The organism is Mucilaginibacter sp. PAMC 26640 (assembly GCA_001596135.1).
Taxonomy (GTDB): Bacteria; Bacteroidota; Bacteroidia; order Sphingobacteriales; family Sphingobacteriaceae; genus Mucilaginibacter.
In genome coordinates this window covers 4,438,242-4,461,002 of the sequence record CP014773.1, presented here as the reverse complement: position 1 = coordinate 4,461,002, position 22,761 = coordinate 4,438,242, and the positions used below count along the sequence as shown (strand labels likewise).

Sequence of the window (22,761 nt, the reverse complement as noted above, 5' to 3'; positions counted from 1 at the left end):
ATTTCGGTAGCAAATTATTGAAAAACGATCAAACTTATGCAATACCTGATTTCGGCTTCCAAGTCTGAAATTTTTTTGTAGCTAACCCATTTAATTTTAACCGGTTTGAAGAAAATGATAACATTTCACTCTGATAGTGTGAAATTAATTTTTTTGCATACTTTTAAAACACAATGCAAGTTAAAAACGACGAAAAGGTCATCAATGCCTGGGCCATGTTCGATTGGGCTAATTCTGCCTATAACCTGGTGATCACCACTACTATTTTCCCCGCATATTATGTGGCAATAACCACTAATGACGACAATGGCAACATGGTGCAATTTTTGGGACATAATTTTATCAATACGGTCCTGCAGGATTATGCCTTATCTTTTGCCTACCTCATCATGGTTTTTTTGCTGCCCATACTGAGTTCAATAGCTGATTATAGGGGTAATAAAAAAGTGTTCATGCAATTTTTTACCGTTTTAGGGTCGTTAGCGTGTTGTGGGCTTTTCTTTTTCGATGATCAGCATATCGAGCGCGGTATTATCTGCTTTGCAGTGGCTGCAATAGGATATAGCGGAGGTTTTGTTTTTTATAATTCCTATCTGCCGGAGATTGCATCGGTAAATATGCAGGATAGGGTAAGCGCAAAAGGCTTCACCTACGGTTACATTGGCAGCGTATTGCTACAGCTAATTTGTTTTGTATTTGTTTTGTTCCCTGAGACGTTTCATTTGGATAAAGGTAGCGCGGCGCGGTTGTCTTTTCTGCTAACCGGGCTCTGGTGGATAGGTTTTGCTATGATTCCGTTTAAAGTGTTGCCAAAAGGCAGCCCAAATGCAAAATCTCACCAGCACGATGTTATTCGGTTAGGCTTTATCGAGTTGGGCAAAGTTTGGGTAAAGCTCAAAGGTATGCCCATGCTTAGAGGTTTTCTACCGGCTTTTTTCTTTTATTCCATGGGTGTTCAAACGATCATGCTGGTTGCAACCGCGTTCGCTGCAAAGGAACTTAAAATGGATACTCCCGAGTTGATCATCATTATCTTGATCATTCAGGTGGTAGCAATATTAGGTGCCACGCTGATGTCTCGCCTTTCTGATAAAATTGGAAACCTAAAGGTGTTAATTTTAACCGTTTGCATTTGGATCGGGGTATGTATGGGTGCTTATTTTACAACCACAAAAATTGAGTTCTACGTTATCGCAGTGATTGTTGGTTTGGTGATGGGGGGAATTCAATCCATGTCGCGGTCTACCTATTCAAAATATCTGCCACCGAATATCGCTGATACAGCCTCCTTTTTTAGCTTTTACGATGTGACTGAAAAGTTGGCCATTGTCGCCGGGTTGTTCAGCTTTGGCTTTATAGAGGAGATAACAGGAAATATGCGTAATTCTACCATAGCCTTATGCGGATTTTTTATAGTTGGGCTGGTCTTTTTGCTTTTGTTACTGGCAACAGAAAAGAAATTAAATAAAAATTCGGAATTTAGCGCTGTATAATTTTGTGCTGATGACCGTAGAGTTGTTTATCCCGTGTTTTATAGATCAACTATATCCAGATACTGCCTTTAATACGGTGAAGGTGCTTGAGAAAGCCGGTTGTACGGTTAATTATAACCCCGAACAAACTTGCTGCGGCCAGCCTGCCTTTAATGCTGGATTTTGGGATGAAGCAAAAGCGGTGGGTAGTAAATTTTTAAACGATTTTCCGGCAGATAGCGTGATCGTTTCCCCATCTGCATCCTGCACCGGCATGGTGCGTAATTATTATAACGACCTTTTCACCAATACCACCTCACACAATAAATGCCGGAGCATCCAGGGGAATATTTACGAGCTGAGCGATTTCCTGGTGAACATACTACAGGTAGATTACTTTGGTGCCGAACTGGACGGCCGTGCCGTTTATCACGATAGTTGTGCAGGTTTGCGGGAATGCAAAATTAAAGATGAACCCCGGCAACTCCTGTCAAAGGTTTTAGGTTTGGAATTGGTTGATTTAAAAGATGGAGAAGCCTGCTGCGGTTTCGGCGGGACCTTCGCGGTAAAGTTTGATGGTATTTCATCTGCAATGGCGCAGCAAAAAGTTTATCATGCCATTGATGCCAAAGCCGATTACATTATATCCACAGACACTTCCTGCCTGCTACATCTTCAGGGTTACATCGATAAATACAACCTGCCGATAAAAACTATCCATATTGCCGATGTATTGGCAAACGGGTGGGGGAATGTGTAATATCTCAATTCGGGATCTAAAGAATGTGTATCTCAAAAAATTCGAAACCTGCTTGCCGCACTGTATTGAAGGCTGGCGCGACAATTTAGTTTCAACAACAAGTCATTAATAAATTAACCTGCATTAAGGTTGATCGATTTTAATTCTATTACTTTTTTAAAATCGGCAAGGTTGCGTGTTAATAGCGTTAGGTTATTAACTAAGGCAGTAGCTGCAATAATAGCATCGGGCAGTTCTAATTTATACTTTTTTCTGATTTCTATCGATTTTTAAACAACAAACTCATCTAAAGCAAATACCTTTGATGTATCGATAAAAACTCTTCAATATACTTAATTGGTCTTCAGTCGCTTTAGGCCATGCTAATAATTCAATGCGGCTTATAATCGAAATCTGAAACTTAATGTTATCAACCAATTTGTTGGCGTATTCGGGTAGATTGTTCTCAAGGTAATCGATAACCAAATTAGTATCAGCTAAATATCGTTGTTCCATTCGTTACGAATATCTTTTAAATGCTGTTGTAGATCAGCATGCTCTTCAACTGATAGTTTCAATGCTCCTCTAAAGGCAACATGGACTTGTGCAGGTGATTGAGTAGATTTTACCTCATCAAGTGCGTATAGTACAATCTCTATTTGTTTGCCAACATAGCTTTCGGGAATATGGATTGATATATCCCGGTCTTTAGGTGTGAGTATCGTTTTCACCATCGTTTAAAAAGTTACCTAACAAATTTAACTTTTAATTTCTCCATCTACAACTCGTAAGTCACACTCTTCTCAGGTATCGTTACTTGATAACCGTCGTGTTCCAGCGTTTCCGCCAAAAGTTGCATACTTCCTGCTTCGCCATGTACCAAAAATACGCCTTTAAGCTTATCCGCCGCCTGGTGCTTTATATTGTTCACTAAGTCCTCATGATCTCCGTGTGCACTTAGTACGTCTGTTTGTTTAATGGTAGCATAAACAGACAGATCGCGGTCTTTGATGTGTACAATTGGGTCACCGCGCAAGAGCCTGTAGCCCAATGTACCTTTAGCGCAATACCCAATAAACAGGATAGTACAGTAATAATTCTGGATGTTATAAAAAAGATGGTCCTGGATCCTGCCGCCTTCCAGCATTCCTGCCGAAGATATGATAATACAAGGCTCATAATAGTTGGATACCTGGCGGCTGTCTTTAAGCGTCTCTACGTAAGTCAGGTTGTCGAAATCAAATTCGTCACCCTGTTTGTTGTAAAACTCCTGCGCTTCCGGGTTTACCAAATGATGATGTTTGCGGAAGATGTCCGTTGCACGGGTAGCCATCGGGCTATCTACAAAGATGGCCACAGGCGGTAATAAGCCGCTGCTAAAGATCTTGTTTAAAGCAAAAACAAGCGATTGTGTGCGCCCAATACTGAATGCCGGTATGATGAGCCTTCCTTGTTCCTTGATGCACACTTTATCTATCGTTTCCACCAGGGTTTCCTCAACAGATTTACCTTTGGTGTGCATTCTCCCTCCATAGGTAGATTCGCTTACGATATAGTCTACCGGCGGCAATGGTTCGGGGTCGTTCAATACAGGGTAATTTTTACGACCAATATCGCCGGTAAAGGCAATAGATTTTTCAATATCATCCTCAATAACATTGAATACAGCGGCAGCTGCTCCTAACAAATGCCCAGCCGGGATAAATGTTAATTCAATATCTCCGTTGATGCGGAACGGTTTGTTGTAACCAATGGTAACAAATCGTTCAACGGTGTCCATTACATGCTTTTGCAGGTATAACGGCTGGGGCCCACTGCTGTTGCTATGTTTATGGCGTTTGCGGCTATGACGGCCTTTGTTGGCTTTTTGCAGGAATATATTTACCGAATCTATCAGTAATAACTCCGTGAGATCGGCAGTGGGAGGGGTGCACAGGATCTGACCACTAAACCCCATCCGTACCAGTGTGGGCAAGTTGCCCGAATGATCGATATGTGCATGTGTTAAAACCACTACATCAATCTTTTCGGGGTCGAAACCAAAATCTTCGTTTACCTGTAAGTTGTGATCCTTTTCGTAATCAAGGCCACAATCAATTAATATATTATACTGGCCAACCTGCAGTAAATGCATACTGCCGGTTACCTGACGGGCCGCCCCGTGTATAGTTAGTTTCATGTTGTTAGTTCATTGGTTTATTAGCTCAATTTTTTATCAGCATAACTGATAGCTATGCTGATAAACCCGCCTAACAAACCTCATTTTTTAATTCTGTCGTTCAATGTTTAGGGTTGCAGTGTTCAATGCTTGTATAACAATGAACTACCGACGCAGTAAGCTAATGAACCTCATACTGCAACTGGCTTAAATATCTGTACAAGCCTTGTTCGTTGGCTACCAGTTCCTGGTGAGTTCCGTTTTCGATGATGTTACCTTTTTCCAGTACAATGATCCTGTCTGCTTCGCGGATAGTGGACAGGCGGTGGGCGATAATGATAGAGGTACGCCCTTTCATTAACTCTTCCAAAGCCTCCTGCACCAAACGTTCCGATTCAGAATCTAATGACGAGGTTGCCTCATCCAGGATTAAGATAGCAGGATTTTTTAACAATGCGCGTGCAATGGCGATTCGCTGGCGTTGCCCGCCGGATAATTTTACACCGCGTTCCCCAACAACCGTTTCATAAGCCTCTGGAAATGAAGTAATAAACTGATCGGCATTCGCGCGTTTAGCAGCCTGGATGATTTCTTCTTTCGAAGCATTTAATTTTCCGTAGGCAATGTTTTCTAAAATAGTCCCGCCAAACAATAGCACGTCTTGCGGCACTATCGCAACCTGGTTACGGATATCTGTCAGCGCATATTCCTCTGCTGGTTTCCCGTCAAAAAGGATCGTTCCGCTCTGCGGATGGTAAAATTGCAGGATAAGTGCGGCTGTAGTAGATTTACCTGAACCGCTTGGGCCCACAATAGCTACCCGCTGGCCGGCTTTAGCTTCGAAGGACACCTTATTAAGCACTGTCAACTCCGACCGGGAAGGATAAGCAAATGCAACATCAACAAAAGATAAGTTGCCGTTGATATTCTGCTTAATTTCATTCTCACTGGCATTGATGGATACATTTTCTCCGGTTTCATCCAGGATCTCCAGCACCCGCTCGGTTGCACCCACAGCCTTTTGCATATTAGCGTACAAATCAGGCAGGCTACCCATGGCAGCGCTGATGAATGCAGCATATACTATAAAGTTGGTTAACTGGCCAAAGGTTAATCCCTTATCATGGATAGATACCAGGTAAGATCCATACCATATTTCGCAAAAAACCGTTCCGAAAAGGCAGAACACGATAAATGCCCCGAACATGCCACGATATTTTGCACCTTTCACAGCGATAGATACCACGCGCTGCAAGGTTTTATCATACCTGCCGGCTTCAAATGCTTCGTTTACAAATGCTTTAACATTGGCAATCCCCTGTAGCGTCTCTTCCACAATGGTATTTGATTCGGCTAGCTGATCCTGTGCCTCCCTGGAAATGCCCCTGATAAATTTGCCGAATATGATAGCCGTAACAATCAAAAAGGGGAGGATTACCAGTAAAGCGATGGTGAGTTTCCATGATATAATGATCAGCAGAATAATACCGCCAATTAAAATGATCACCTGCCGGATCATTTCTGCAAACGTAGTGGTCAATGCCTCCTGAATTTGGGATAGATCCGCCGATATGCGACTATTTAGTTCGCCCACCCGCCTGTTGGCGAAAAAATTCATGGGGAGCGTAATCAATTTAAAATAAGTATCTCGTCGAATGTTAGCCAGCGATTTTTCTGCTACCTGAACAAACCAGGTGATACGGAAATAAGAAACAAATCCCTGTAAAAATAAGACAACTATAGCTACTTCGCCAATTTTTTTCAGGTCGGCAGGTACAAATCCAAGCCGCTGAACGCCTTGGGAAGCGTCTATCAAAGCGCCAAAAAAACCTGGGAAGGCCAGGCCCACAAGGCTGGAAAGAACCAAAAAAAGCATGCCGCCAATAAATTTTGCGCGATATGGCTTAATGTAACTAAGTAATTTACCTACGTTATGAAGACTTTGCTTATTTATCTTTGCCTTAGGTAATTCAGCTTCAGCTTTTGCACCACTATTCAATCGTCCTCTTGCCATGGGTTAGTATCCGTTTATCAACCTGCAAAACTAATGGTTTAATTGATGTATTCAGGCACTATTTATAAAATTGACGCAGCAGTGAGAAGGGGTAAAAACGCCTCCATATTTAGCGTTGGCAAAGCATCGCATTTCATCCTTTACCATAGGTTGATTGTAATGAAAGAGTCAGGTGAGGTGTGTACAAAATGCCTGGGCAACCATTTGCATATATCAAATTTGTGATGGATGTTATTGGTCTGCTTAATCAAAATGTTGCCAGCAAAACTAAGATCGTTTTCAGCTTATTCCGTAAGTTTTCTGTTAGCTGATTGAAAGCATGTCCTTATTTTTATTTGAGCCTATCCAAAATCTATAATAACACTATCTCCCAAATTCAGTCCTAGCAGCCCGCTGGCGTTGCCTTTGTTTATAGCGATCTCCAGGTGGTCGCTGATGCCGAAGAGGCATAACTTTTCCCCTTCGGGCACTTCGTTGTAATGCCAGCTGAGGTGGTTGATGGTTTCATTGCGCTTAAAGTAAAGTACAAAGCGGCGTCCCTGCTGTATGCGGTTAAAAAATTCTTTAGTGATATTGGTGATCACGTTCTGGAAAGAATCGATATAAATTACAACGCCTTTGATGAGGTTTTTATCAACGGTAGGCTGCAGGTTCATTTTATTTTCTACGCCATCCACCGGGATTCCAATTTCCGCCAAAGCACCGCCGTTAGCCAAATGGCAGGCAGCCTTTACAAAAATATCTGCTAGCGGAAAGTGCAGGAATTTTAGGTCCTGCATAATATTGATCTCTACAATCTCGGCAGGTTCCGTTTCGGCAAACATTAGCGAAAAGATCCCGTTATCGGCACCAACAAAAAAATGATTTTTATAACGGATGGCCAGGTAGCGTGTATAGTTGTTGTAAACGGTGTCAATACCTATCAGATGCACCGTTTCATCGGGGAAGTAGTAGAAGCTGTTCTTTAAAATAAAAGCGGCTTGCTGCACGTTAAAAGGGGCAACATTGTTAGTTATATCTACTATATTTACGGTTGGCAGTAACTTTAAAATACTACCTTTAAGGGCGGCCTGATAAATGTCTTTATCGCCAAGGTCAGTAGTTAAAGTTATAATTGCCATTAATTTTATAATATTTATTGCTAATCTTGTGTAAGCATTTAAAGGTGCAAATATTCAATTTTTAATTCATAAAAATCTGCAACTGAAAAAATCAATTAGTATTGAACGAGCTAAAACTATCAATTGAACAAGTAAATCCCGCTGTTTTGTGGGGCCCTAATAACGACCATTTCGAGATCATTAGAAAGCAATACCCTAAGCTTAAAATAGTTGCACGAGGCAGCGAAGTAAAGGTTTTGGGTGACGAGAATGAGTTAGCCGTTTTCCAGGAAAAGTTTGATCGCCTGGTAGAACATCTGGAAAAATACGACACCCTAACGGCTATAGATGTGGAGCGCATTCTTGGCACCAAGCCAAAACCTGCATCATCAACTGGCGAACCTGCTGCTGCAGATAAATTTGCCAGTGGCGAGGTATTGGTTTTTGGGCCTAATGGCATAATGGTTCGTGCACGCACTACTAACCAGCACCGAATGGTTGATGGCATTGGTAAAAGCGATATTCTTTTTGCGATTGGCCCTGCCGGTACCGGTAAAACCTACACCGCGGTTGCATTAGCAGTGAGAGCCTTAAAAAATAAAGAGATTAAAAGAATTATTTTAACCCGCCCGGCTGTAGAGGCAGGGGAGAACCTGGGGTTTTTACCGGGCGATCTAAAGGAAAAGATAGACCCGTACCTGCGCCCCCTATACGATGCACTGGATGATATGATCCCGGCAGAAAAGTTGAAGCTTTATTTAGAGAACCGCACCATCGAGATTGCACCGCTGGCCTTTATGCGGGGCCGTACCCTTGATAATTGCTTTGTGATATTGGATGAGGCGCAAAACGCTACCGATATGCAATTAAAGATGTTTTTAACCCGTATGGGGCCGTCGGCTAAGTTTATTGTAACCGGCGATGTTACGCAAATAGATCTTCCTAAGAAACAGCAATCGGGTTTATATACCGCCCTGCGCATCCTAACCGATATCAAAGGTATCGACATTGTATATCTTAGCGGTGAAGATGTAGTACGGCACAAATTGGTTCGCCGCATACTGGAGGCTTACGGAGATATACAGTAAGCAGTAGCAAGTAATTAGTATCGAGTATCATGATTAAGATACGGGTACTACCTACTTGATACATGATACTAACTACTACAACAATGAATGCTATAAAAGAAACAAATTTTAATTTCCCATCGCAAACAGCCTTTTACAAAGGCAAAGTACGCGATGTTTATACCATTGACAATCAGTACCTGGCTATGGTGGTTACCGACAGGATATCCGCATTTGATGTGGTGCTGCCGGAGCCAATTCCGTTCAAAGGACAAGTGCTTAACCAAATAGCAGCCAAGTTCCTTAAAGCGACTGCTGATATTGTGCCAAACTGGGTCCTTAACGTTCCCGACCCAAGTGTTACCATTGGCCGTATTTGCGAGCCATTCAAGGTAGAAATGGTGATCCGGGGTTACCTGGCCGGGCATGCAGCACGTGAATATGCATTGGGAAAACGCCAGGTTTGCGGCGTAACATTGCCCGAAGGATTGAAAGAAAATGATATTTTACCAGAGCCAATTATCACCCCTACTACCAAAGCCTCTGTTGGGCACGATGAAGATATTTCTCGGGAGGATATCTTGGCTAAAGGAATTGTATCCGAAGAAGATTACAACCAACTGGAAACTTTTACCCGCCAGCTTTTTGAACGGGGAACCGAAATTGCAGCAGGGCAGGGGCTAATCTTAGTGGACACAAAATATGAATTTGGTAAGGTTGGCGACCAGATCTATCTCATAGACGAGATCCACACGCCGGATTCTTCGCGGTATTTTTATAGTGACGGATACGCCGAACGCCAGGCCAATGACGAGCCACAAAAACAGCTGTCCAAAGAGTTTGTTCGTAAGTGGCTTATCGAAAATGGTTTTCAGGGCAAAGACGGCCAAAAGGTACCAGAAATGACGCGGGAGATTATTTTATCGATCTCTGAGCGATACATCGAACTATATCAGCAAATTACAGGTGAGGCATTTGTAAAACCAGGAGATGAGGATGTTCTACAGCGGGTAGAGCGAAATATCAATATTGCGCTGGCAGATTTGTAATTTTTTTAATTAGAGATAAATAAATTATATCTTTATACTCTCAATAGCATAAAATGAAATATACAGTTGATAAGCACGAGAAGTACATCCTTATTAAGCTTAACGAATCAAAATTAAATTCATTAGTTACCCCTCAGTTAAAGTCAGAGCTTATCCTGATCAATACTGAAGGGCAGCGCAATATCGTTTTAGATCTTTCGCAAGTTAAGTTTGCCGATTCGTCAGGCTTGAGTAGTTTGTTGGTTGGTCACCGTCTTTGTAAAAATTCCAATGGTTCGTTTATTCTCACCGGTCTTAATGAGGCTGTTGCACGTTTAGTAACCATATCACAATTAGACAACGTTCTAGCCATCGTCCCAACCTGTGAAGAGGCTATCGACCTTATTTTTATGGATGAGATCGAAAAAGAATTAAAAAGAGAAATCAGATAGTTAGCTCCTTAACCCGGTATGAAATTCGAAGTAACGATACTGGGCAGCAGCTCTGCAACCCCCATATTTAACCGTAACCCTACAGCGCAGATACTCAATATCAATGAGAAATTGTACCTTGTTGACTGTGCAGAGGGTACCCAACAACAAATGCTGCGCTTCGATATTAAGGGCAGCCGGATAGACTATATTTTTATCAGTCACCTCCACGGCGACCATTACCTCGGCTTAGTCGGCTTGTTATCGTCCCTGCACCTGAACGGGCGCAAGAAGGCACTCAGGTTGTTTTGCCCGCCCGCTTTAAAAGAGATCGTAGATTTGCAGTTGCGCGTATCAGAAACTACGCTCCATTATCCTTTAGAGTACGTTTTTACTTCTGCTGACAGAAGTGAATTGATTCTGGACAATCAGGATATCACAGTCGAGACAATCCCGCTTGATCACCGTATTCCAACAACAGGCTTTCTGTTTAAACAAAAGAAACGTCTTCGCAAACTGATTAAGGAAAAAGTCGAAGAATTGGCCATTCCTGTGCAGTACTACACGGCGTTGAAAAAGGGCCGCGATTATGAAGCTCCGGACGGAACGGTTTTCAGCAACGAAACCTTGACCAACGATTCAGATGAGCCCAAGTCCTACGCCTATTGTTCTGATACGCTCTATACGGAAAAGTATCTTGCCCAGATAAACGCTGCTACATTGCTATATCATGAGGCAACCTTTTTGAACGATATGCTAGACAGGGCAAATCAAACGCATCATACAACAGCTTTGCAGGCAGGTGAGGTGGCAGCCCGTACAAATGCCGGTAAACTCATCATAGGCCACTTCTCGGCCCGTTATAAAATGCTGGATGAGTTGCTGACCGAAGCCCAAAGCATCTTTCCTAATACGGAGCTGGCGACAGAAGGCAGAACGTTTATCATATCAGACTAATCAGTGTTGAATTACTACCACTAATTATTGATTCCACAATATTTTTTGCAAAAAAAAGCCCGATGTTTAATGCACCGGGCTTGAGTTATCTATTGAGTTTTTGCACTTAATTTCCTTTTTTACCAAATACTGAGAAGTTAACATAACGGCTAGGATGTGCCTTTACATCGATCAGCAAATTATCCAGGCTTTTTGTAGCAGAATTTAAGTTGTCGTAAACTTTGGTGTCATTCATCAATAAACCTAACGACCCCTGATTCCCATTCACTTTGGCAATAGTAGCCTGTAACTCCGCTACGGCCTTATTAGCATTGTCTAACGTTTCTTTAATATTGGAATTGGATAGGTCTGTGCTAAACTTTTTAAAGTTGGTAGCGATACCATCTAAGTGCGACGTGCTCGTTTTTAAGTTACCTGATACAGCTTCCGCATTGCTCATGATCTGGTTAATGTGGCTGCTCTGTGCACCAACCAGTGCATCAAGCTTTTTGGTTGTTCCTTCCAAAGTTTGCAGTGAATTAGCAATGCTTGCAAAGCTCTTATCTACGTTTTTTTGAAAGTCGGGGTTCAGGATCCGGTTTATAGCGCCCATTGCAGAGTCAACTTTATTGATCAATACCTCAGCTTTGCGCTGTATCGGCTGCAGACTTTCCGCCAGGCTACCCTGTATGTCAGCCCGTAGGGTATCCCGGTCTTCGGCTAATATCGGGCTGTTACCCAATTCGAAAACAATTGCCTTTCCGCCCAGTAGGTCGGTGCTTTCTAACTTAGCGAGTGTATTTGAGGGGATCTTGTAGTCCTTTTGAATTTTAAATTCAACGGTCGTACGGCCATCGTCATGCAATTGCATTTTTGATACCATTCCAATCTGGAATCCGTTAACCAGTATAGGTTTTGAAACCGTTAAGCCTTCTACACTCCGGTAAACTGCATAAAACTTGTTTGAGCTGCTAAAAACGTCGTTTCCTTTTAGAAAGCTATAGGCAAGGATTAGTATCGTAATAGATATGGCAGTAAGTGCGCCAATTTTTGTTTCGTTTGATATTTTCAAGGTAGATTAAGATTTAGTTTGTTGCCGGTTGTTCAATCTGATTTTTATATGTTTTAATGGCCCGTACTATTGAGTCGACTATTTCATTTTGCCCGTCTTCCGAATTTAAATAAGCTTCGTCATCGGGGTTATTAATATAACCGGTTTCAACTAGTACAGATGGCATCGCAGCATGGCAAAGCACATAAATGCCCTGCTCTCTAATGCCTTCGCTACGCCTTCCGTCGTTTTGAACAATTTCATCATTAATAAAGTTTGCAATATTTACACTTTGTTTCCTAAATTTCCTTTTATACTCTGCAGTCAATATAATAGTAGTAGGGTCATTAGGGTCAAGGGCGGCTCCGTTAAGGTCAGAATCTTCCTCTACCTGGTTTTCCTTAATAGCATTTTCTTCCTCGCGGGAGCGATGTAAACCATATATAAGCATCAAAATACCTTTACCGGATCTATCAGGTACACTCACCGTACGGTAAACCGGTTTTCGTTTTCGGGTGCCTACTCTTTCTGTAATATGTTTGTTTGATAACGAATTGCAGTGGATGGAAATAAACAAGTTACCTTTATTCTCATTAGCTATCTCTGCACGCTTTTCCCAGGCTACATCTTCTTCAGTTTCGCGTGTTAATACAGCCTTAAGACCCGCTACATCTTTTTCTATAGCTTTTCGCAATTTAAGTGCAATAGCAAGCGTTACATTCCTTTCTGAAGAAAAGGAGCCATCGGCACCACGGGAATAATGGCCCGGACCAGCACCGCTGGCTTTGGCACCATGACCAGGATCGATGATGACAGTTTTAAATTTAAAGCTGTTAAGTATAGTATCTTTTTTTGCCGGGGTTTTTGTTGTGAAAGAGAATAATGAGAAGCATATTAATAAAGCCCCAACGCCTGAAATCAATTTTTTCAACCTGTTCAATATTTTATTTTTCATTATGTTTGAACGCTGTTAACTGTACCTGCAAAAATACTATTCATAATCTATTTTGAAATTAGTTACTCTCTTTTTTCTGCTTGCAACTATAGTAATGGTAAATGCAATGGCTGGCGGTGTTGCTAACCATGCCAAAACTGCTGCTAAAGATACTATTATTAAACTTGATACCACACGAGACCGTAAGCTGCTTCGGCTTAAAAAACCCGCAAAAGGAGTAAAAAGTAACACTGTCGTGGCAAAAAATGACACTTCCAAAAAAGGGTCGGGGTTAAAATCAATCGTTAAAGCTACTGCGGAAGATTCCTCGCATACCGACAGAAAGAACAAGATGTCGTATTTATGGGGACGGGCACATGTTACTTACGAAGACTTTGAACTGGATGCTGAATACATTCGTATTGACGAAAATAAACACCTCATATTTGCCAGCGGTGCCATCGATCCGCGTACAAAACGTTACCTGGGGAGGCCACTTTCCAAATCAAAAGACGAAAAGCCAGTTGCGTCAGATTCGCTGATGTTTAATTACGATACCAAAAAAGGTAAAATTTGGAACCCGGCTACTCAACAGGATGGTAATTACATTTCTGGTGGTGTATCAAAAGTTTTAAAGAACGATGAGGTTGCCTACAAGGATGTGATTTTCAGTACCTGCGATTTGCCATTCCCTGATACGCATTTCGGAATTGTGATAACAAAGGGCATCGGCCAGAAAAAGAGAATTATATCGGGTCCGGCTTATCTGGAAATAGAGGGTGTGCCTTTACCTTTCGCCATCCCGTTCGGCTTTTTTCCAAAACCGAATTCGCGTACCTCAGGCGTGATCCTGCCAACCTTTGGAGAAGATCAACGGCTTGGTTTTTACCTGCGCAACCTGGGCTACTATGTGGGCGTTAACGACAATTTAGATGCCACCTTCATGGGCACCATCTATTCTAAGGGTTCGTACGAATTAAGTGTTAACTCCCGTTATCTAAAGCGCTACAAATACGGCGGCAATATTACCCTTAGTTACGGCTCTCATAACTATGGCCTTGTTGGCGATCCTGCCAGAAAGGATTTTAACATTACCTGGTCGCATTCACAAGATCCCAATGCGCACCCAGGTACTACCTTTAGTGCTTCTGTTAACGCAGGTACATCAAGTTTTTACCAAAATAATCCGGGCCAGAATAATTACAATTTACAGGCACTAACACAAAATAACCTTCGTTCGAGTATAAACTATGGCAAAACCTGGCAGGGTTCGCCATTTAACCTTAACGTGAGTTTGGGCCACTCACAGGATCTTACCGCCAAGACCGTTACGCTTGAATTACCTACCGTGAGTTTCAACATGGCTACCATCAGCCCGTTTGATTCTAAAGACAGGCTTGGCGAGCAAAAATGGTATCAAAAAATAAATGTGGGTTATAGTATGGTGGCTACCAATAAATTGAATGCTGTTCCCGAGTCGCAATTATTTACGCAGAACACGCTTACCAAAAAGCTGCAGAATGGATTTCAGCATACCATACCAGTATCATTGAATTTAAATATTTTAAAATACTTTCAGTTTAATACCGGCGCCAACTATGTGGAACGCTGGTACTTTCAAAGCATCCGTAAAAGTTTCGACAGGGGGAGCATCAACGGCAGCCTTACACCAGTCACCGATACGGTTGGCGGTTTTGCCAGGGCAGGCGAGTATAGCCTAAATGCCGGTGTATCTACCAAGGTTTATAGTACCTTACATTTTAAAAAGGGGAATCTTACTGATATCCGCACCACGTCAACGCCATCCATATCCTTTAGTTACCGCCCGGATTTTGGTGACCCAAGTTATGGCTACTATCGCACAGCGGTAAGTACCGCTACCGTTCCGTATCCATACACTGCACAACGTTATTCTATTTTTGAGCAATCTGTTTACGGTGGTCCGTCAATTGGCAAGCAGGCGGGTATTGGATTCTCTTTAGACAATACCATTGAGGCGAAACTGAAACCAAAAAGTACGGATACATCCGGCGTGGCCCGCAAGGTGCCTATCCTGCAAGGTCTAACTTTTTCAACTTTTTACAACTTTGCTGCCGATTCATTAAAACTTTCTACCATCAGCGTATCGGGCCACACCTCTGTGCTTCATCAGAAAGTAAATATAAATTTCAACGGCTTGTTTGATCCATACGTGACACAGGTGCGTGATTCCATTTCCGGCAATAGTGTACAGAATTACGTACGCCGGATAAACAGGCTGAGCATCAGGGATGGCAAGTTTCCAATGCTGAGTAATTTTAGTCTCTCCATGAGCGCGAGTCTTAATCCGTCTACTTTCAGGCCAAAGCAGCAAGCTAATGCTGCTGGTACCCTGGCGGCCATGAGTCCGGATCAGGCGCAGCGCCTTGCTCTGATCAATAGTGATCCGGGCGCTTACATCGATTTTAATGTCCCCTGGAATTTATCTATTAATTATAGTTTCAGCTATCAAAACAACGTTACCAATACCACCTCAAGTAATACGGTGATGTTGAGCGGTGACGTGAGCCTTACAGCCAAATGGAAGATTCAGTATAACACCAATTACGATTTAAGAGCCCGGCAATTGAGCAGTGCCACCTCATTCGCTATCTATCGGGATCTGCATTGCTGGGATCTGTCTATCCAATGGCTGCCGTTTGGTTTCTATAAATCATATAACGTGACCTTAAAAGTTAAGGCATCTATTTTGCAGGATCTGAAACTAAGCAAACGGAGCGACTACACCAACAACCAATCATTTAACTAAAATGCTTGCAGAAATTATAACCATTGGCGACGAGATACTAATAGGACAAATTGTTGACACCAACTCTGCCTGGATGGCTGAAAAGCTGAATGCTGCCGGCATCCGGATCAAGCAAATTTCGTCGGTGTCTGACGACCGGGATCATATTCTTAAAGCTTTGGCGGAAGCAGCAACCCGTGCCGATATTATTTTAATCACCGGCGGCCTTGGCCCAACAAAAGATGATATCACCAAAAAAACGCTCGCCGATTATTTTAACGTGGGGATGGTTTTAAATGAAGCCGCTCTTGAAAACGTTGCCAGTATTTTCAAAAGATATAATCGACCGCTGCTGGAAGTAAACCGCAAGCAGGCCGAAGTGCCTGCAAATTGCGAGGTAATACTTAATAAAAACGGCACCGCCCCCGGCATGTGGTTTAATGAGAGCGGCAAGATCTATGTATCGATGCCAGGGGTGCCATTCGAGATGAAATACATGGTAGAGGAGCAGGTGATACCGAAACTGAAATCGGTATTTGACCTCCCTGTTATCATTCATAAAACAATACTCACAGCAGGGGAAGGAGAATCTTTCCTGGCCGAAAGAATTGCTGATATTGAAGATGCATTGCCGGCCAATATCAAACTAGCCTACTTGCCTAAGCTTGGCCAGGTACGTTTACGTTTGAGCGCTTATGGCAATAATGAAGCTTTGCTGAGCGCACAGGTTGCGGAGTATGCTGCTAAGATAGTAGCGCGGGTAGGCCAAAATGTTATTGCCGAAGAAGACATCCCGCTGGAAAAAGCAGTACTCAATTTTATGGCAAAACGGGGCCTGACTTTATCAGCTGCTGAAAGCTGCACAGGAGGATATATCTCGCACCTCATTACCCAGCACGCGGGATCGTCAGAAGTGTTTTTTGGTGGTGCAGTATCCTACTCCTATGAATTAAAAGAGAGTGTTTTAGGGGTAAGAAATGAAACGTTATGGCAGAACGGTGCTGTAAGTGAAGAGACGGTAAAAGAAATGGTGGAGGGTGCTTTGCTAAATTTTAAATCGGATTACGCCGTAGCGGTAACAGGTGTTGCAGGCCCGGGTGGAGGCACTGAAGACAAGCCTGTTGGTACGGTATGGATTGCGGCGGCAAATGCGGGTAAAACGGTAACTAAGAAATTCACATTTGGCAATAAACGAATACAAAACATTGAAAGGAGTGCTGTAGCTGCATTTTTTATGTTGATTACTTTACTGCGGGAAACTGAAAAATAAGACTGAAATTCCTTAATTTTGGCCAAATCAACGAATACTTGTGTATGGCCAAATACCAATTGTTACTGCCGAAGATGGGAGAAAGTGTTGCGGAAGCAACGGTAATTAAATGGATGAAGAATCCAGGCGATTATATCGAAGTTGATGAGGCAGTGATGGAGATCGCAACCGATAAGGTTGATTCTGAAGTACCTTCCCCGGTTTCTGGTAAGTTAATAGAACAACTTTACGAAGAAAACGATGTGGTACAGGTAGGTTCAGTAATAGCCGTAATCGAAACGGAACCTGGCAATGCTGAACAATCAGCAATTAACCCTGGTGCTGCTACAGCAGATAGCACACCGGCTCCGGTAACTTACTCAGAAACTGTTGCAGCAGATGAGCCGGTAAAAGCTCCAGAGCCAGCACCGATGCCTGCAGCTATCCAAACACCTGCGCAAGAAAACCCAATGTCTGACATTCCGGGAATGAGCCAATTGGCAGCGAAAGAAATTCAGTTAACAACTACAAAATACGATAACCGTTTCTATTCGCCTTTAGTTAAAAGCATCGCTACCCAAGAAGGAATTGGCAATCAAGAACTCGACTATATCCCGGGCACTGGAGCGGAGGGCCGCTTAACTAAAGACGACCTTTTAGCGTACGTTCAAACCAGGACATCAGGAGGTGGTTTTAAACCTCCTTTGGCATCACAAGCCAATGGTCAACATGGAAATGTTCATAATTACCCTGATGTAAACTTATCGAAGGAGCCACAGTCATCACCAACACAATCCAAAGCTTCTGTTAATATTACTTCGCCTGAAAAAGGTCCGCTAACGGAAGCACCTGCAGGGGATGAATTAAAATCGGCTTCCTCAACTGAACCTATAAGTGTGGAATCCGCAAAAGCGACTTCCACGCAGGAAGTACCCAAAATTGCAGCTGCACAGGATTCACCGAAGCCTGCTACAAAACCAGCAACATCGGTTTCGGGCGGAGATGAGATCATTGAAATGGACCGGATGCGCAGGCTGATTGCCGACCATATGGTTTATAGCAAACACACCTCGCCACATGTAACCTCATTTGTAGAAGCAGACGTGACCGAACTGGTGGCATGGCGAGAACGCGTAAAAGGTGCGTTCGAAAAACGTGAAGGGCAAAAGTTGACCTTTACGCCCATATTTATCGAGGCGGTTGTTAAAGCCATTATTGCGCTGCCGATGATTAACGTTTCGGTAAGTGGCACGCAAATCATCAAAAAAAAGAATATAAATATCAGTATGGCAACTGCTTTGCCAAACGGTAATTTAATTGTGCCGGTAATTAAACGCGCGGATGAACTGAGCCTGTTGGGTATAGCCAAATCTGTAAACGACCTGGCCAACCGTGCACGTACGGGTAAATTATTGCCAGACGATGTAAAGGATGGCACGTTCACTATCACTAACGTAGGATCTTTCGGGAATGTAATGGGGACACCTATTATCAATCAGCCTCAGGTAGCAATATTGGCAGTAGGTGCCATTAAAAAGAAGCCTGCGGTAATCGAAACGCCTAAGGGCGATGCCATAGCGATCAGGCACATGATGTTCCTGTCACTTTCATATGATCATAGGGTAGTGGATGGAGCATTGGGCGGTACTTTTGTAAGTAAAGTAGCTCAATACCTCGAAAATTGGGATATAAGCCGAAATGTATAGTTAATTAAATGTGATTTCATCAAACAACAAAGGCCCTCAAGGGCCTTTGTTGTTTTTGGATGCTGAAGAATCTACTAAAAAACTTCAGCATCCTGTATTTTTGCCGGAGCTAAACTGACCCCTGTTAACTGATCGGCAAAGGCTACGAATGCCTTATTGTCTAATATACGTTGCTGGTGGTCGATTAGTTTTTGCAAATTGATCTTTCCGATGACGAATTTATAACTGCCCGAATAAAATCGCTCTTTTATATATTCAAATCCAAGGGATTCCACTAAAGCTTCATCTTCATACCGCAAATAGATATTGATCTCAATATTGTTGGTAAAATGAAGATCGCGCACGGCTTTGGCTTTTTTGTATTCATAACCATAGTCGTATCGCAGCGCAGCGATATCTGACAACACTGCCGAACCTGTAGGATGCCCGCCCGCACCTTTGCCAAAGAAAAACTGCTGATCTGCAAAAGCCGCTTGGACGGTTACGCCATTATATTCGTACTCTACGTTGTACAAAAATTCGGTTTCGTTTACAAATTTTGGCAATACAAACATGGCAATGTTGCGTGTATCCAATTCTTTGGCAATCGGCACCAGCTTTATCTTCAAATTCTTTTCCCTGGCATACTGAATATCGTTCGCCGCAAGATTTTGAATGCCCATATTGAAAACCTCTTTTGGATCAATTACTAAACCGTATGCGTGCGCTGCCGCAATCACCAGTTTAAATTTGGAATCATAGCCGCCAACATCCGAGATGGGGTCGGTTTCCGCAAAGCCCAGGTCCTGTGCTTGTTTAAGGGCGCTTGTATAATCTAAACTTTCCAAAAAGCCTTTGGAGAGAATATAATTTGATGATCCATTAAAAATACCACTAATAGAGTGCAGCAGCTCATTATCGTAATATTCTTCCAGGTTACGGATGATGGGGATGCTGCCGCATACTGCGCCTTCATACAGCAATGAGGTGCCGTGTTTTTCTTGCAGTGCAATTAGTTCGTTGAGGTAGGTAGCAATCATTTTCTTGCTGGCCGATACCACATTTTTGCCCGATGCCAACGCCCGCGATACAATCTCGTAGGCGGCCTCCGTGTCATTAATGAGTTCAACAATTGTGTTGATCTCCGGGTTATTTAAGAGTTCTTCCTTATCGGTTGTAAAAAGTTCCTGCGGCAGGGTGCGGAGTTTTCCGGGATTTTTTATAGCAATCTTTACTATTTCAAGGTTAAGATTTTTAGTCCGGATGATATCGTATAATCCCTGGCCTACAACTCCAAATCCGAATAGGCCAATATTTAGTTTCTTACTCATTAAGCTGTTCTTTGCAATTCTATAATTTTTCCCTTTACATCTGTCTTGAAAAACGATGTGATGATATTTGTTAAATCTTGTGTGTCAATTAAAAAGCCATCGTGCCCGTAAAATGAATCCAGCTCGGCAAAGGCTGATTTAGGGATATGTCTAAATAAGTATTGCTGCTCCTCTACCGGGAATAAAACGTCCGATTTAATGCCGATAACCAGCGTTCGCGCTTTAACCAGACTCAGCGCTTTATCTACTCCATTTCTGCCGCGGCCTACATTGTGCGAGTCCATGGCCTTAGTCAAGTACCAATAGCTGTAGGCATTAAACCGGTTTACCAATTTTTGTCCCTGATAATTCTGATAACTGGATGCCTTAAAATTGTCAGTGATTGTATTGTCGTCTTCCTGCTGGGAGATATCATATGTTTTATATCCCCGGTAGGATAATAATGCAATGCTGCGCGCAGCCTTTAACCCATTACTGCCACCATCTGGTGAGCCAGTTGAAAAGGTCTGATCGGCATTTATTGCCAAACGCTGTGATTCGTTAAAGGCAATGCCCCATGGTGAATGTTTTGCGTTAGATGCAATGAGTATGAGGTTTTTAATTCGCTGAGGCTCAATTATACTCCATTCTAAAGCCTGTTGGCCGCCCAAAGAGCCACCCATTAATATGCCCACTTCGCCAATGTCTAAATGATCTGCTAGCAATTTATGTGCATGAACAATATCTCTGATGGTAAATGCAGGAAAAGCCAGGTAATAAGGCACACCTGAAACTGGATTAATATCTAAAGGATTGGTAGTGCCATAGGCTGACCCTAAGACATTTGCGCAAACTACGAAATGCTCATCTGGATTAAAATAATCATTGGCACCAAAAAGCCCTTTCCACCAATCGAATACATCCGAATTGGCCGTCAAAGCATGGCATACCCAAACCACGTTATCTTTCTTTTTATTGAGGGTACCGTAGGTATTGAATCCAACTTGCAATCCCTGCAGTTTAGCTCCAGATTCCAGTTTAAATATGCCCGTGTAGGTAAAACTTTGTAAACTCATGCTGTACTTTTTGTTATTTAGGGAGTAGTTGACTAATACAACTGCTCCCTGATAACATCTCTTAAAAACTAAAAAACTATTTCTATGCTACTTCTAATTCCGCTATTTTGGCAAAAGCCTGTTCAAAATCAGCTTTTATATCATCAATGTGTTCAATGCCAACTGCAACGCGCAGCAGGGCAGGAGTTACGCCTGCGGCTATCTGTTCCGTATCGCTCAATTGTTGATGGGTGGTTGCAGATGGCTGGATGATGAGTGTTTTTGCATCGCCAACATTTGCTAAATGGCTAACCAGCTTTAAATTGTCGATAACTGCTGAAGCGTTTTCCTTGCCGCCCTTTAATTCGAAAGACAACACCGCACCGAAACCATTTTTCAAATATTTTTTCGCAAGTGCGTGCTGCGGAGATGACTCCAGCCCCGGGTAGTTTACTTTGTCCACCTGCGGATGTTGTTCCAGCCATTTGGCCAGTTCCAGCGCATTATCCACATGGCGCTGTACACGCAATGAAAGAGTTTCGAGTCCCTGGATGTTTAGCCAGGAATTGAATGGCGACTGTGATGGACCGAAATCCCGCAAGCCCTCCACCCGGGCGCGAATAATGAACTGAATGTTTCCGAAGGGACCGTTAACGCCAAATACATCAGCAAAAACTAAACCGTGGTATCCTTCTGACGGCTCCGTAAACTGTGGGTATTTGCCATTCCCCCAGTTGTAGGTACCGCCATCTACAATAGCACCACCAATACTTGTTCCATGGCCATTGATCCATTTAGTAGTTGATTCTACCACTACATGGGCACCGTGTTGCAACGGGCGAAAAAGGTAACCACCCGCAGCAAATGTGTTATCCACTATCAGCGGCAGATCGTGTTTATTGGCCAATTCCGCCAATTTTTCAAAATCAGGAATATTAAAACCAGGATTGCCAATGGTTTCTACATAGATGGCTTTTGTTTTTTCATCTATAAGCGGCTCGATGCTCTCTGCGGTATCATCTTTTGCAAAACGCACATCAATCCCCAGGCGCTTAAAAGCTACCTTAAATTGATTATAAGTACCGCCATACAAAAATGGAGAGGTTACAAAATTATCGCCTACCTGCAAAATGTTGTTTAAGGCTATGAACTGCGCTGCCTGTCCGGATGCAGTAGCTAAAGCCGCTACGCCACCCTCTAATGCCGCTATGCGTTTTTCAAACACATCGGTCGTCGGGTTCATTAATCGGGTATAAATATTGCCGAACTCTTTTAGGGCGAACAGGTTTGCGCCGTGCTCTGCGTTGTTGAAAACGTAAGAAGTGGTCTGGTATAAAGGCACTGCACGCGCGCCTGTAGTTGGGTCAACTTCCTGGCCCGCATGTAATTGTAAAGTTTCGAATTTTAAGCTTGACATATTTGTAGATTTAAAGGGTTTTGAATGAAAATGTATATTTACGTCAGGATATCATTATCCTAAATGGGTAATCACGTTGTTTTCGGGGAAACAGAAATTGAACGTGTTACAGGATCAACAGCAACACATGCAAATACAGCCGGTAAAATGGTTGTATATAGCAAAGATACCCGATTGGGGATGCAGGATAGATTGTTCCGTTACGTAAGATGTACTTTTCATGATTAAAAATTTATATCCCCCGGTATTCTTTTTCCGGGACAGGAATTGGCACCTTCTTCACCATTGAAGGGTTGCCAGCGGGTTTTCGAGCCTGATCTCTCGCCGCTTCTTTATAAACCAAAATCC

The 22,761-nt window shown here is 42.8% G+C and carries 20 protein-coding genes and 1 other annotated feature; of the genes, 10 read left to right on the top strand and 10 right to left on the bottom strand.

The window, feature by feature from the left end:
* The first annotated feature begins 173 nt into the window (after positions 1 to 173).
* Together A0256_19325 and A0256_19320 are read left to right on the top strand one after the other, a co-directional pair.
* On the top strand, positions 174 to 1,493 hold the full coding sequence (locus tag A0256_19325; GenBank protein AMR33418.1) for an MFS transporter permease: 1,320 nt from the start codon (positions 174 to 176) through the stop codon (positions 1,491 to 1,493).
* A gap of 10 nt (positions 1,494 to 1,503) precedes the next feature.
* Positions 1,504 to 2,232 (top strand): Fe-S oxidoreductase, encoded by a 729-nt coding sequence (locus tag A0256_19320; GenBank protein ID AMR33417.1) that lies wholly within the window; start codon positions 1,504 to 1,506, stop codon positions 2,230 to 2,232.
* A gap of 282 nt (positions 2,233 to 2,514) precedes the next feature.
* Here A0256_19320 and A0256_19315 read toward each other — a convergent pair whose 3' ends face one another.
* From A0256_19315 to A0256_19300, 4 genes are all read right to left on the bottom strand, one after another.
* Positions 2,515 to 2,727, bottom strand: coding sequence for a hypothetical protein (locus tag A0256_19315; GenBank protein AMR33416.1), 213 nt, complete (start codon positions 2,725 to 2,727; stop codon positions 2,515 to 2,517).
* Positions 2,709 to 2,945, bottom strand: coding sequence for a hypothetical protein (locus A0256_19310; GenBank protein AMR33415.1), 237 nt, complete (start codon positions 2,943 to 2,945; stop codon positions 2,709 to 2,711). The genes A0256_19315 and A0256_19310 overlap by 19 nt, the downstream gene beginning before the upstream one ends.
* 44 nt (positions 2,946 to 2,989) lie before the next feature.
* Positions 2,990 to 4,390 carry an MBL fold hydrolase gene (locus A0256_19305; protein AMR33414.1) on the bottom strand — a complete coding sequence of 467 codons (1,401 nt, stop codon included), beginning with the start codon at positions 4,388 to 4,390 and terminating at the stop codon, positions 2,990 to 2,992.
* A gap of 160 nt (positions 4,391 to 4,550) precedes the next feature.
* Positions 4,551 to 6,383, bottom strand: a complete 1,833-nt coding sequence (locus tag A0256_19300; GenBank protein AMR33413.1) for a multidrug ABC transporter ATP-binding protein — start codon at positions 6,381 to 6,383, stop codon at positions 4,551 to 4,553.
* Positions 6,384 to 6,428: 45 nt separating this feature from the next.
* Between A0256_19300 and A0256_19295 the strand changes: the two genes are divergently transcribed.
* Positions 6,429 to 6,608: a hypothetical protein gene (locus A0256_19295; protein AMR33412.1), complete on the top strand. Its 180-nt coding sequence runs from the start codon at positions 6,429 to 6,431 to the stop codon at positions 6,606 to 6,608.
* Between the two features lie 116 nt (positions 6,609 to 6,724).
* On the opposite strand, the gene A0256_19290 is transcribed toward A0256_19295, so the two are convergent.
* Positions 6,725 to 7,504, bottom strand: coding sequence for a hypothetical protein (locus tag A0256_19290; protein AMR33411.1), 780 nt, complete (start codon positions 7,502 to 7,504; stop codon positions 6,725 to 6,727).
* 101 nt (positions 7,505 to 7,605) lie between these two features.
* On the opposite strand from A0256_19290, the gene A0256_19285 reads away from it, so the two are divergent.
* The 4 genes from A0256_19285 to A0256_19270 all read left to right on the top strand — a co-directional run bounded on the left by A0256_19285 (position 7,606) and on the right by A0256_19270 (position 10,966).
* A complete protein-coding gene (locus A0256_19285) occupies positions 7,606 to 8,571 on the top strand; it encodes a phosphate starvation-inducible protein PhoH (protein ID AMR33410.1) in 966 nt (321 codons plus the stop codon).
* A gap of 83 nt (positions 8,572 to 8,654) precedes the next feature.
* Positions 8,655 to 9,599: a phosphoribosylaminoimidazolesuccinocarboxamide synthase gene (locus A0256_19280; GenBank protein AMR33409.1), complete on the top strand. Its 945-nt coding sequence runs from the start codon at positions 8,655 to 8,657 to the stop codon at positions 9,597 to 9,599.
* Between the two features lie 53 nt (positions 9,600 to 9,652).
* Complete coding sequence (locus A0256_19275) at positions 9,653 to 10,030, top strand: anti-anti-sigma factor (protein ID AMR33408.1); 378 nt, start codon at positions 9,653 to 9,655, stop codon at positions 10,028 to 10,030.
* Positions 10,031 to 10,048: 18 nt separating this feature from the next.
* Positions 10,049 to 10,966, top strand: a complete 918-nt coding sequence (locus tag A0256_19270; GenBank protein ID AMR33407.1) for a ribonuclease Z — start codon at positions 10,049 to 10,051, stop codon at positions 10,964 to 10,966.
* Between the two features lie 106 nt (positions 10,967 to 11,072).
* On the opposite strand, the gene A0256_19265 is transcribed toward A0256_19270, so the two are convergent.
* Together A0256_19265 and A0256_19260 are read right to left on the bottom strand one after the other, a co-directional pair.
* Positions 11,073 to 12,017 carry an ABC transporter permease gene (locus A0256_19265; GenBank protein ID AMR33406.1) on the bottom strand — a complete coding sequence of 315 codons (945 nt, stop codon included), beginning with the start codon at positions 12,015 to 12,017 and terminating at the stop codon, positions 11,073 to 11,075.
* 13 nt (positions 12,018 to 12,030) lie between these two features.
* A complete protein-coding gene (locus A0256_19260; GenBank protein ID AMR33405.1) occupies positions 12,031 to 12,951 on the bottom strand; it encodes a hypothetical protein in 921 nt (306 codons plus the stop codon).
* A gap of 52 nt (positions 12,952 to 13,003) precedes the next feature.
* Here A0256_19260 and A0256_19255 point away from each other — a divergent pair, with 52 nt between their 5' ends.
* Genes A0256_19255 through A0256_19245 form a run of 3 tightly spaced genes read left to right on the top strand, consistent with a single transcriptional unit; the run spans position 13,004 to position 18,652 of the window.
* On the top strand, positions 13,004 to 15,718 hold the full coding sequence (locus tag A0256_19255; GenBank protein ID AMR33404.1) for a hypothetical protein: 2,715 nt from the start codon (positions 13,004 to 13,006) through the stop codon (positions 15,716 to 15,718).
* A 1-nt stretch (position 15,719) separates the two neighbouring features.
* A complete protein-coding gene (locus tag A0256_19250; protein AMR33403.1) occupies positions 15,720 to 16,967 on the top strand; it encodes a damage-inducible protein CinA in 1,248 nt (415 codons plus the stop codon).
* A 44-nt stretch (positions 16,968 to 17,011) separates the two neighbouring features.
* Positions 17,012 to 18,652: a diapophytoene dehydrogenase gene (locus A0256_19245; GenBank protein AMR33402.1), complete on the top strand. Its 1,641-nt coding sequence runs from the start codon at positions 17,012 to 17,014 to the stop codon at positions 18,650 to 18,652.
* A gap of 74 nt (positions 18,653 to 18,726) precedes the next feature.
* On the opposite strand, the gene A0256_19240 is transcribed toward A0256_19245, so the two are convergent.
* From A0256_19240 to A0256_19230, 3 genes are all read right to left on the bottom strand, one after another.
* The gene (locus A0256_19240; GenBank protein AMR33401.1) at positions 18,727 to 19,962 is read right to left on the bottom strand and encodes a homoserine dehydrogenase; all 1,236 of its coding nucleotides are present in this window, start codon (positions 19,960 to 19,962) and stop codon (positions 18,727 to 18,729) included.
* The gene (locus tag A0256_19235; GenBank protein AMR33400.1) at positions 19,962 to 21,017 is read right to left on the bottom strand and encodes a homoserine O-acetyltransferase; all 1,056 of its coding nucleotides are present in this window, start codon (positions 21,015 to 21,017) and stop codon (positions 19,962 to 19,964) included. Before A0256_19235 ends, A0256_19240 begins: the two co-directional genes overlap by 1 nt.
* A gap of 82 nt (positions 21,018 to 21,099) precedes the next feature.
* Positions 21,100 to 22,413: an O-acetylhomoserine aminocarboxypropyltransferase gene (locus A0256_19230; GenBank protein ID AMR33399.1), complete on the bottom strand. Its 1,314-nt coding sequence runs from the start codon at positions 22,411 to 22,413 to the stop codon at positions 21,100 to 21,102.
* Between the two features lie 229 nt (positions 22,414 to 22,642).
* Positions 22,643 to 22,754: a binding site (SAM riboswitch class I), on the bottom strand.
* Between the last annotated feature and the right edge of the window lie 7 nt (positions 22,755 to 22,761).